The organism is Oryzifoliimicrobium ureilyticum, assembly GCF_037199735.1.
Lineage (GTDB): Bacteria > Pseudomonadota > Alphaproteobacteria > Rhizobiales > Rhizobiaceae > Rhizobium > Rhizobium ureilyticus.
Map to the genome: position 1 here is coordinate 58414 of NZ_JBBBVQ010000006.1, position 11191 is coordinate 69604.

Consider the following 11191-nt stretch of genomic DNA (forward strand, 5'->3'; position numbering starts at 1 on the left):
GTGCTCGGATGGATTGATGCGAGCACAACGAAAATCCCTCAGAATAGTGACATCCCCACACCCGCACTTTACTGACACGCGCAGTAAGATGGCAATGTGTGCTGCGTAAGCTCATATACCCTGACGATTCCCCAAGCATTGAAAGCTGGAATTACAGTCTGCCGGCAACCTCGCCAGCTACGGGAATAGCAGGCTGAGCGCCTGCTTTCAGGCAGGCCAATGAGCCGGCAACGGCTGCGCGGCGCAAGGCATCCGAAAAATCCAGACCTTTATCGAGGCTGGCTGCCAGATAGCCGCAGAACGTGTCTCCCGCGCCGACCGTATCGACGGGCTCAATGACAAGACCGCTGGCACGATAGAGCTCTCCATCGCGGATAGCCACGACGCCGTCAGCTCCGAGGGTCACGATCAGGCACTGTCCCGTCTCGGCACTGAGACGCTTCATTTCGCTTTCGCGCGTTGCGCCGTCCATGTCGTCTTTCCCGGCAAGCCTTTCAAACTCGGTCTCATTGGCAACGACGATATCAGCCATGCGTCCGAGACGCTCGGCTGCTGGAACCAGCGGGGCAAGATTCAGGATCGTCGTCACGCCGCGTTGTTTTGCAAGCTTGAGCGCCTGCTCGACCGTTGGCTCCGGCACTTCGAATTGAAGCATGAGGATATCGCCGGCGCTCATGGTGGAAAGCGCGGTCTCGACGTCCGCGCCATCGACAGCACCATTTGCCCCGGGAACGACCACGATGACGTTCTCACCGGTCGCATCGACCAAAATGCTTGCTGTGCCGGTAGAGCCATCGATATGGCGAACTGCACTGAGATCGACGCCGCTTTCGGCAAGCAGTTCAATTGCAGGCGCTGCAAAGCCATCTTTGCCGACCGCTCCGACCATACGGACATCACATCCGGCGCGACGTGCCGCCAAGGCCTGATTAGCGCCCTTGCCGCCCGCAGCTGTCGAAAAGTTCATGCCGGATACGGTCTCGCCCGCCTTGGGCAGCCGGCTTGTGGTTGCGACCAGATCCATATTGATGGAACCTAAGACAGTGATCATGCGGCTCTTCCAACTAATGTCATTTGCGCCGGGACACTGCCCGATCACATTAGTCGTCGTCAACCACTCTGAGCTTCAAAACACCGGCTCTTTGCTCGGCCGCTTTTGCGGCGGCCAGTTCTGCGTCGCGCACGGCTTTGGCGCTCTCGCTGCCTTCGAACTCCAGCGCTTCTATTCTTGCGCCCCGTTTGGTCAGCTTGTCGGCAGACGTCGCAATCATGTCGACGTCTTTCTGTGCCATGGAGAAATGTCCCTGGAGCTTTCGGACACGTTCATCCAGGCGGCCTAGATCGACCATCAACGTCGCGACTTCGTTTTGGATGACATGCGCCTGCGCGCGCATCTTCTGATCCTTCAGTACGGCCTGGATCACTTGGATAGACAGCATCAGTAGCGACGGCGACACAATCACGATGCGGGCGCGATGTGCACGCTGAACCAGTCCTTCGAAATTCTCGTGGATCTCAGCAAAGATAGACTCAGAGGGCACAAACAGGAAAGCTGTCTCCTGCGTTTCGCCCTGTATGAGATATTTGTCGGCAATATCGCGAATGTGGACTTCCATATCCCGCCGGAATTGCTGAATGGCGGCACGTCCGGCATCGGTGCCGGCGGCGTCACGGCTGACGTTCCACGCTTCCAAAGGAAACTTTGCGTCGATAATAAGCGGCGGTGCGCCGTTCGGCATGTGAACCGTACAGTCAGGACGTGCGCCGTTCGAAAGCGTCGGCTGAAACGAATAGGCACCCATCGGCAGCCCATCGGCGATAATCGTTTCCATTCGGGCTTGACCGAAGGCGCCGCGTGTCTGTTTGTTCGACAAAATCGCCTGCAGGCCAACGACATCCTTTGCCAGCGTCTGGATATTGCTTTGGGCGGCATCGATGACCGCAAGCCTTTCCTGCAACTGAAGAAGATTTTCATGGGTGGATTGGGTCTGATCGCGTATTGTCGTGCTGACCCGCTGTGTCATGCCATCGAGCCGCTCGTTCAGCGTCCGCGTCAACTCGGCCTGCGTGCTGCCAAAGACGTCAGCGATCGTCGCAATGCGGCCCTGCATTTCGGACTGAACCTTCAAAAGCTCCGACAGCCGCGCATCGGCTTCTGCAGCGCGCGCGGCAGCCTCAACCTGAGCCCGCTTTTGTTTGGCAACGTAAATAAAAAGGCCTGCAAGCAGGACCACGAAGATAGAAGCGCCAATCAAATAGGGACTGAGATCGGCGGGCGGAAACGACTCAATGCGTGCGTTCATGCAAAGACCATAACAAAGATCCCGCAAATGGCTAGATCAAAACGTGAACGGCCGCCACCAACCGACTGTAGCTTTATTCGCGCACTGAGAGCTGGGAAGCCATAACCTTAAGTGATTGTGAACCATGTTCGGTGAAAGTGCCCGCGATGTAATGAATGCTTTGGAGTAGATACGGATGACGGCTCAGCCAACTGACAGCGACCTCAAGGAGCGCATTGCCTTTCTTGAGCTCGATGGACCGGCGCGTGATAGATTGCGTGAAATGGCGCCGCAGGTCATGCCGATGGCCGTCGAAGCTCTCGAGAAATTTTATGCCAAGCTCGCCCGTACGCCGGCAGCGGCGAAATTTTTCCCCGACCGCGCCCTCATGGATCATGCCAAGAAACGTCAAGCCACCCATTGGGGAAACTTGATCAACGGCAGCTTCGATGAGAAGTACGTCTCCGGCGTGAATGCGGTTGGCAAGGCTCACGCGAAAATCGGCCTGCAACCACGCTGGTATATCGGTGGATATGCACTGATCATTTCCGAGATCGTCAAAGCCCTCCTGACGCCGCAGAAAAAGAACTTCCTTGGGCGCCGCGGCGATGAGGCTTTGCCGGAGAAGGTCGCCGACGTGATCCGCGCCAGTTTGCTCGATATGGACTATGCGGTTACCGTTTATCTCGATGAAGTGGAGGAAAAGCGCCGACAGCTAGAGGAAAGCCGCGCGAAGGAAGAGGCGGATAAGGCGCTTGCCCTCGATCATCTGCGCCGCGGTCTCGAAGCCTTGTCAAACGGCGATCTTGACGCCACGTTACCCACGGATCTGCCCGGCGAATTCGGCGCCATGGCAAGCCACTACAACCGTGCGGTTGCAGCTTTGCGCAATTCCATGGACTCGGTGCGAACGACGTCCGCCGACATTCTTGAAGGAACAGCCACCATATCGAAGGCGACAGAAGACCTGTCTCTGCGAACCGCCCAACAAGCAGCGGGCGTCGAGGAAAGCTCTGCCGCGCTTCAACAACTGTCCGTGAGCGTCAACCAGACCGCTGCCAATGCTCAAAAAGCATCGGAAGCCGTGCGCGAGACGCAAGGCAAGGCGCGTAGCTCCGGCGAGTTGGTGACCAGCGCGGTTTCCGCTATGGCGGAAATCGAAAAATCGTCGAGCGAGATCAAGAAGATCATTGGCGTCATCGACGAGATCGCCTTCCAGACTAATCTTCTGGCGCTCAACGCCGGGGTCGAGGCCGCACGTGCCGGAGAGGCTGGCAAAGGGTTTGCGGTGGTGGCGCAGGAAGTGCGCCAACTTGCACAACGCACCGCCGATGCCGCCAAGGAAATCAAGCATCTGATTTCCGAAAGCTCCACCCAGGTCAATGAAGGCGTCGATATCGTCAGCAGTACGGGCGACGCGCTGAAGGACATGATCGGACGGATTGACAGCATCAACAGTTTCGTTGCGGAAATTGCCGGCGCGGCGCGCGATCAAGCAACAGGCGTCAATGAAGTCAGCGTGGCCATTCGCAACATGGATTCGATCACGCAGCAGAACTCCGGCATGGTCGAACGCACCTCGCTGGAAACCCAGCGCCTCAGAGACGACGTCGAAAAACTTATTTCGTTGCTGCGCAGCTTTCAAACGAGCCACGCGGGAGGCTATGCACGCCCGGCCCGCAAGGTCGCTTGATGGTTTTTAAAGGGCGGCACATGTTTTGACGATGCCGCCCCATTCCATCGGCCGAAAAGATGCGTTATGGGAACGCCATGACCATCAAGCCCCTGATTATTCTGCCCGACCCACTGCTGCGCCAGGTTTCCAAGCCTGTCGAAACGATTGACGAAGACGTAAAGCGGTTGGCGGATGACATGTTGGAGACCATGTATGACGCGCCTGGCATTGGCTTGGCTGCGATCCAGATTGGTGTACCCCGCCGTCTTCTCGTCATCGATGTGGCGCGCGAAGGGGAAGAGAAACAGCCGCAGGTCTTCATCAACCCCGAGATCGTGACGTCTTCCGACGAACGATCTGTTTATGAAGAGGGCTGCCTTTCCATTCCGGATTACTATGCCGAAGTCGAACGCCCGGCCAAAGTGAAGGTGAAGTTTCTCGATCGCGACGGTAAACAGCAAGAAGTCGATGCCGACGGTCTGCTTGCGACCTGCCTGCAGCACGAGATGGACCATCTGAACGGTGTTCTGTTCATCGACCATATTTCAAGGCTGAAGCGTGATATGGTGGTCAAGAAGTTTACGAAAGCTGCAAAGACCAAGGCTATCTAAAGTGACCTTCGAGCCGGACGCTCGGTCCGCCTTTGCGGCCTTCTTCGACCCATCGCATTAACGGCAGGTAGCTGATGTCGCTTCGCATCGTATTTATGGGAACGCCGGAATTTTCCGTTCCGACATTGCGTCTTCTGAAGGATGCGGGTCATCAGATCGCCGCCGTTTACACGCAGCCGCCCCGTCCTGGCGGCCGTCGGGGCCTCGATCTTCAAAAATCGCCGGTCCATCAGGCCGCCGAGCTTCTCGGCATTCCCGTCTTCACGCCGGTCAATTTTAAATCGGACGAGGATCGACAGCAGTTTCGCGAGATAAAGGCCGATGTAGCCGTTGTCGTTGCTTACGGACTGCTCCTGCCCGAAGCGATCTTAAACGGCACCAGATATGGCTGCTACAACGGTCATGCTTCGCTGCTACCGCGCTGGCGCGGCGCTGCCCCCATTCAAAGGGCAATCATGGCTGGCGACCACAAGACCGGCATGATGATCATGAAGATGGACAAAGGCCTCGATACGGGACCCGTGGCTTTGACACGTGAAGTCGAGATCGGGCCGGATATGACCGCAGGCGAACTGCATGACAAGCTGATGCATGTCGGTGCGCGTGCTATGGCTGAGGCAATGGTCGGGCTCGAATCTGGGAGCATTGTGCTTACGCCGCAGCCTGAGGAAGGCGCGCTCTATGCGTCCAAGATCGAAAAAGGCGAAACACGCATCGATTTTGGTAAAGCGGCCGAAGAGGTTCACAACCATATCCGCGCCCTATCACCTGCGCCTGGCGCCTGGTGCGAGGTGGAAATCGGCGGTAAACAGGAGCGTATCAAGGTGCTGCGCAGCGAGCGAGCATCTGGCGCGGGCGAACCGGGCTTCGTTTTAGAAAGTGGCAGTGAACTGGTCGTTGCCTGCGGCAGCGACGCGGTGAGATTGACGCTGCTGCAAAAGGCTGGTGGACGGCCCCTTCCCGCGGCGGAGTTCCTTCGCGGATCACAGATCACGGTTGGCATGAGATTGGCTTGATGCAACGTTATCGACTGACCGTGGAATACGACGGCGCACCTTATGTGGGCTGGCAGCGTCAAGATAACGGCCCGTCCGTGCAAGGTGCGATCGAGGCGGCGGTGCTTTCGGCGAGCGGGGAAGTGGTTTCGATCCGCGGAGCAGGCCGCACCGATTCCGGCGTTCACGCGCTTGGGCAGGTTGTGCATGTTGATCTCGAAAAGCCATGGTCGGCCTTTAAGCTGCAAAATGCGCTGAATGCCCATCTAAAAATTGGTGGTGAACGCGTTGCGATTTTAAGCGTCGAACCGGTCAGTGAATTTTTCGACGCACGCTTTTCCGCGTTGCGGCGTCATTACCTTTACCGGATTATCACGCGACGAGCTCCCCTGGCGCTCGAATCGGGAAAGGCCTGGTGGGTGGCAAAGTCGCTCGATCACGAGGCCATGCATGAAGCGGCCCAGACCCTTGTTGGCAAGCACGATTTCACCACCTTTCGATCTGCCCATTGCCAGGCCAACAGCCCGGTGCGAACGCTCGATCGGCTGGATGTGACAAGGCAGGGCGATCTGATTGAAATCCGGGCCACCGCGCAAAGTTTCCTGCATAACCAGATCCGCTCCTTTGCCGGAACGCTAAAGCTTGCCGGGGAAGGCAAATGGACGCCAGCCGATGTGCGTGCCGCCCTTGATGCGCGAGACAGAAAGGCGTGCGGCCCCGTCGCACCGCCCGACGGTCTTTACTTCATGCAGGTCGATTATCCCGAGGTGATTACCCAGCGGCAGGCCATACCGGAAAGCGAAGATCTCTCGTGACGCGCCTTTGATCCGAACGCGAAGCCGCGCCGTCCGTTGGGTATCAGGCAGGATACACATCCAGAAAGCGCTGGAGATACTCCGACAGGATCAACGACGGCACCAATAGGGATAAGGTCATAGCTCCGGCCATCAATCCCTGACCTTTGAAGATCATTCTCATCATCCGAGCAACGATAAAGACCTGTCCGATGGTAAAGACGAGCATCAAGATGGATATGAGCCCAGCGAGATCAGGCAGGAAAAAGAGCAGCGCGAGCAGCAGGCCGTTGATATAGGCAAGCGGAACGCCAAGCCAGTTCATGGTCACGACGATAGGAGAGAACCTGTCCTCCAATCGAAAGAAGAGCAAGATGAAGCCGGCGAAAATGAAGGGGACGACCCAGTTCGATAGCTCAATGAGACCGAGCCGAAAATAAAACAGCGAGCCGACATCCACATCTGCTGGCATGGAGCGTAAAAAAGCCCGCCGCCACCATAGCCATGAAATGCCCGTCGGTGGCAAGCACCAGAGGATGGCCCAGAACGATCTCGACAATCCTCGGTCCGTTATATCGAGGAAGCGAAAGCCGCGCACATCCCTGCAAATCAGCAGCCAAAGTCCGGCGAGATAGTACTGGACTTCTCTAAAGCTGGGCATTCTGGAACCAGTGATGGATAAATGTTTCGTAGATCCGCGTAAGCACTTCAAGATCCAAGACCTCAACGCACTCATCGACCATATGCATGGTCTTACCCACCAAGCCAAACTCGACGACAGGGCAGTAGTCCTTGATGAACCGCGCATCGGAGGTTCCACCGCTGGTGGAGAGCGTCGGGCGTCGGCCCGTTTCCTTTTCAACGGCTGAGGAAAGCGAATCGATCAGTGCATCGTCACGCGTGAGGAAGACGTGACTTGGGCGCTCTGCCCACACAATGTCAAAGCGAGCCGGCTCACGCCCCTGCCGCAAGTGCTGATCGGCCGCTGCACGCTCCAGGCGCTGAATGATCTCAGCTTGCAGGGATTGTGCCGTCCAGGTGTCGTTGAAGCGAATATTGAAAGCTGCTGTGGCGCGCGCCGGAATGACGTTCGTCGCGCTGTTGCCAACGTCGATGGTTGTAATTTCAAGGTTGGATGGCTGAAAGTCGGCGGTCCCATTATCGAAAGGCGTCGCTAACAGCGCATCACACAACTGCAGGAGACCTCGCACCGGATTGTCGGCAAGGTGCGGATAGGCCGCATGACCCTGGACGCCGTGTACGATGATGCGCCCGGACAGCGAGCCACGACGGCCGATCTTGATCATATCGCCGAGCTGATCTGGATTGGTCGGCTCGCCAACGAGACACGCATCCCATTGTTCTCCCTTGGCGGCAGCCCATTCGAGGAGTTTTATCGTTCCATTGATCGCCGGCCCCTCCTCGTCTCCGGTGATGAGAAACGAAATCGAACCCTTCGGGGAACCGTGCTTTTCCAGATGACGCGCAACCGCCGCCACGAAACAGGCCACGCCTCCCTTCATGTCGACCGCGCCACGGCCGAACAACGTGCCCGCTTCCAGAATAGCGGCGAAGGGCGGGTGACGCCATGCGCTCTCGTCGCCGGCCGGAACGACATCGGTATGCCCGGCAAACATCAGATGTGGGCTGTCTTGTCCGAGCCGCGCATAGAGGTTTTCGATATCGGGCGTACCGTCGCTGCTCGCGGTCATTCTCTCAACCGAAAAACCGAGGGAGCCGAGCATATCATTCAAGGCCGTAAGGGCGCCGCCCTCGTTCGGAGTAACCGATGGGCAACGGATGAGAGTCTGGAGATTGAGGACGGGATCGGTAATCGTCATGACCTAGGATCTTATGCGACGGGAGTGGCAGGTCGATGGCAAACCGATCAGGGCTTGCCATCCCTCAAGATCAATCGCGGAGAAGTTCGTTGATCCCGGTCTTCGACCTCGTCTTCTCATCCACGCGCTTGACGATCACGGCGCAGTAAAGATGCGGGGCGGGTTGGCCATTGCCCATCACACCGCTGCCGGACGGCATGGAGCCAGCAACAACGACTGAATAGGGCGGCACTTCGCCGTACATGACCTCGCCCGTCGCGCGGTCCACGATCTTCGTCGACTTACCGATATAGACCCCCATGCCAAGCACAGAGCCTTCGCGGATGATGCAACCCTCGACGACTTCAGAACGCGCACCGATAAAGCAGTTGTCTTCGATAATGGTCGGGCCGGCCTGCATCGGCTCCAAAACGCCGCCAATCCCGACACCGCCGGACAGATGGACATTCTTGCCGATCTGGGCGCAGGAACCGACCGTTGCCCAGGTGTCCACCATCGTGCCCTCATCGACATAAGCACCCAGATTGACGAAGGAAGGCATCAACACGACATTCTTGGCGATGTAGGCAGAGCGGCGCACTACACAATTTGGCACCGCACGGAAGCCCGCGGCGCGGAATTGATTCTCACCCCAATGCTCGAATTTCGAGGGGACCTTGTCCCACCAGGTAGAATTGCCGGACCCACCTTTGACAACATCCATGTCGTTGAGCCGGAACGAAAGAAGCACAGCCTTTTTCAGCCACTGATTGACCGTCCAGGCGCCGTCATGTCCACGCTCCGCAACCCGCGCCTCACCCGAATCCAGCAATGAAAGCGCCGCATCCACTGCGTCGCGAACTTCACCTTTGGTCGACGTGTTGATGCCATCGCGGTTATCGAAGGCGTTTTCAATCGTTTTCTCAAGAGAGGAAATATCGCTGGCGGTCATCGGAAATCCTTAAATGTCGAACGTTATGATCGAGGCAAGCAGCTTGGACGGACGAGTAGTGGTCGGACGCCGTTTGCTGTATCGCAAGCGCGAGCGAAATGGAACGATTTTCCGTTCCGAAGATAGTGAACTGGAACGGCGACCTGCCCCACGGGCACACTCGCATGAAAGGCATGGAAATGGCAAAGGCAAGAAATGGCGGCATGCGGCGCAAAGACGGCGTCTGGGATCCGCTAAAAACGAGCAGTTCGGACAAGGCTCGTGCGGAGGCCGTGCCAAAAACGCCGCAAACCGCCTCTCCAGCCTATCGTCTTGCCTATGCCGACGAAGAATTCCTTTGCCGTGAGGAGTTGCGGCCGATTCGGCTACAGCTCGAGCTTTTGAAGCCGGAAATGTTCCTATCGGAAAAAGGTATCACCTCGACGGTCGTGATGTTCGGCGGCGCGCGTATTCCAGCTCCCGGGCAAAGCGCTTGGGCTGCGCGCAACGAAACTCAGCGGAAAAATCTGGAGGCAGCTTCGGTCTATTACGATGAGGCTCGCAAATTTGCGCAGCTGTGCTCTCGCTATTCAGCGCGCTTCAACTTCCGCGAATATGTGATCGTGACCGGCGGCGGCCCTGGAGTCATGGAGGCAGGAAATCGCGGCGCTGCGGATGAAGGCGCCCCCTCCATCGGCCTCAACATCGTTTTGCCGCACGAGCAGGCGCCAAACCCCTATGTCACACCGGAGTTCAGCTTCAACTTCCACTATTTTGCCATTCGCAAAATGCACTTCATGGTCCGCGCCAAGGCGATTACCGTCTTCCCGGGCGGATTTGGAACTCTGGACGAGTTCTTCGAATGCCTGACGCTCATTCAGACTGGCCGGATGGCAAGACTGCCACTTATCCTGTTCGGGAAAGAGTTCTGGCACCGGATCGTCGACTTCGCTGCCCTGGCGGAATTCGGGACGATCGCTCCGGAGGATCTCGATTTGATCAGTTTTGTGGATACGGCTGAGGAAGCCTGGGCGATCATTCGCAATTTCTATGAACACGGCGACGTTGAGACTGAAAGCGCTGTCCGTTAGGGCTGACCTGCAAAGGTCAGTTCTTCATAATCGCCTTCAGTCGATGCGCCCGATCCGGTTACCTTGAAGCCTTTCGAGAGGTAGAATCCGCGGGCGCGCTGGTTTTTGACGAGACATTTGAGGCGGTAAGACTGTTGCGGCCAACCTGGCAAAGCCGCAAGGAGTGCGCCACCGACGCCGTACCCCTGAAAAGCTGGCATGACGAAGAGCATGTGAATGAAGTTCTCTGGCCGAAAGACGGAGATGAAGCCGACGACACTCGCATCTACCTCGCAGATAAGCTGCTCTTCGCCCTTGGAATGCATGAGGAAATCGTCGCGCCGGAAATGGTCTGGCGAGACCCACGTAAAGGTTTGACGGCGCACCGCGAGATAGATGTCGCAAAGACGCTGACAATCTTGTTCAACCGCAGGCCTGACAAATATGGATGGGGCTGCAGCTTTAATGTCTTTATCTGCCTCAATCACATCGAAACCCTTTTCATGATGGCTTCGTTCAGATCGGAGAAGAAACGGGATGCAAGTGCTGTCGACGTGGAATCGACGAGGCGCATGCCAAGCTTTGCTATTCGCCCGCCCACTTCAGCCCGCGCCCGGTAACGCAGGAGCGTATCATCTCCATCGTCTACCAGGTCGACATCGCAAGCCCCTTTGGCAAAGCCGGCCAGTCCGCCCTTGCCTTCGGCAGAAAGGGTGTAGCTTCGACCGGGGACGACATTGGACAGTGTGATCACGCCCTTGAACGTTGCCGATAGCGGCCCAAAACTGATCTTGATCGCGGCAGAAAGCTCATTGTCCGATATCCATTCAAGGCTACGGCAGCCCGGAATGCACTCACGCAGAAGATCCGGATCGTTCAGGCAAGCCCACACTGTAAGCCGCGGCGCATTAATGCGCTCCTCGCCGTCAAACTCACCGCCCGTGATATCCATGAGGCCTCCTCCTGCGACACCGTCATGACCGCAGCAGCCAAAAGCGCTTTGCCAAGGTAAG

Annotated in this window: 12 protein-coding genes; 5 read left to right on the top strand and 7 right to left on the bottom strand. The window is 57.3% G+C overall.

Annotated elements, in window-relative coordinates; all coding sequences use genetic code 11:
- Nucleotides 1-151: 151 nt before the first annotated feature.
- Together VQ830_RS10150 and VQ830_RS10155 are read right to left on the bottom strand one after the other, a co-directional pair.
- Nucleotides 152-1051: a ribokinase gene (locus tag VQ830_RS10150; protein ID WP_337267983.1), complete on the bottom strand. Its 900-nt coding sequence runs from the start codon at nt 1049-1051 to the stop codon at nt 152-154.
- Between the two features lie 49 nt (nt 1052-1100).
- Nucleotides 1101-2303 carry a DNA recombination protein RmuC gene (locus tag VQ830_RS10155; protein ID WP_337267984.1) on the bottom strand — a complete coding sequence of 401 codons (1203 nt, stop codon included), beginning with the start codon at nt 2301-2303 and terminating at the stop codon, nt 1101-1103.
- Nucleotides 2304-2478: 175 nt separating this feature from the next.
- On the opposite strand from VQ830_RS10155, the gene VQ830_RS10160 reads away from it, so the two are divergent.
- The 4 genes from VQ830_RS10160 to truA all read left to right on the top strand — a co-directional run bounded on the left by VQ830_RS10160 (nt 2479) and on the right by truA (nt 6378).
- Nucleotides 2479-3975, top strand: coding sequence for a methyl-accepting chemotaxis protein (locus VQ830_RS10160; RefSeq protein ID WP_337267985.1), 1497 nt, complete (start codon nt 2479-2481; stop codon nt 3973-3975).
- Nucleotides 3976-4052: 77 nt separating this feature from the next.
- Nucleotides 4053-4568 carry a peptide deformylase gene (gene def / locus VQ830_RS10165; protein ID WP_337267986.1) on the top strand — a complete coding sequence of 172 codons (516 nt, stop codon included), beginning with the start codon at nt 4053-4055 and terminating at the stop codon, nt 4566-4568.
- A 74-nt stretch (nt 4569-4642) separates the two neighbouring features.
- Entirely contained in the window at nt 4643-5584 is a 942-nt protein-coding gene (gene fmt / locus VQ830_RS10170; RefSeq protein WP_337267987.1) for a methionyl-tRNA formyltransferase, read from the top strand.
- Nucleotides 5584-6378 carry a tRNA pseudouridine(38-40) synthase TruA gene (gene truA / locus VQ830_RS10175; protein WP_337267988.1) on the top strand — a complete coding sequence of 265 codons (795 nt, stop codon included), beginning with the start codon at nt 5584-5586 and terminating at the stop codon, nt 6376-6378. The genes fmt and truA overlap by 1 nt, the downstream gene beginning before the upstream one ends.
- A 43-nt stretch (nt 6379-6421) precedes the next feature.
- On the opposite strand, the gene VQ830_RS10180 is transcribed toward truA, so the two are convergent.
- From VQ830_RS10180 to dapD, 3 genes are all read right to left on the bottom strand, one after another.
- Nucleotides 6422-7018, bottom strand: coding sequence for a hypothetical protein (locus VQ830_RS10180; protein WP_337267989.1), 597 nt, complete (start codon nt 7016-7018; stop codon nt 6422-6424).
- A complete protein-coding gene (dapE, locus tag VQ830_RS10185) occupies nt 7005-8198 on the bottom strand; it encodes a succinyl-diaminopimelate desuccinylase (RefSeq protein ID WP_337267990.1) in 1194 nt (397 codons plus the stop codon). The genes VQ830_RS10180 and dapE overlap by 14 nt, the downstream gene beginning before the upstream one ends.
- A gap of 70 nt (nt 8199-8268) precedes the next feature.
- The gene (gene dapD / locus VQ830_RS10190) at nt 8269-9129 is read right to left on the bottom strand and encodes a 2,3,4,5-tetrahydropyridine-2,6-dicarboxylate N-succinyltransferase (protein ID WP_337267991.1); all 861 of its coding nucleotides are present in this window, start codon (nt 9127-9129) and stop codon (nt 8269-8271) included.
- Nucleotides 9130-9308: 179 nt separating this feature from the next.
- Between dapD and VQ830_RS10195 the strand changes: the two genes are divergently transcribed.
- Nucleotides 9309-10199, top strand: a complete 891-nt coding sequence (locus VQ830_RS10195) for an LOG family protein (protein ID WP_337268165.1) — start codon at nt 9309-9311, stop codon at nt 10197-10199.
- Here VQ830_RS10195 and VQ830_RS10200 read toward each other — a convergent pair.
- Nucleotides 10196-10666, bottom strand: a complete 471-nt coding sequence (locus VQ830_RS10200) for a GNAT family N-acetyltransferase (RefSeq protein ID WP_337267992.1) — start codon at nt 10664-10666, stop codon at nt 10196-10198. The two genes, VQ830_RS10195 and VQ830_RS10200, sit on opposite strands and share 4 nt — an antisense overlap.
- On the bottom strand, nt 10663-11130 hold the full coding sequence (locus tag VQ830_RS10205; RefSeq protein WP_337267993.1) for an SRPBCC family protein: 468 nt from the start codon (nt 11128-11130) through the stop codon (nt 10663-10665). The genes VQ830_RS10200 and VQ830_RS10205 overlap by 4 nt, the downstream gene beginning before the upstream one ends.
- Nucleotides 11131-11191: the final 61 nt, after the last annotated feature.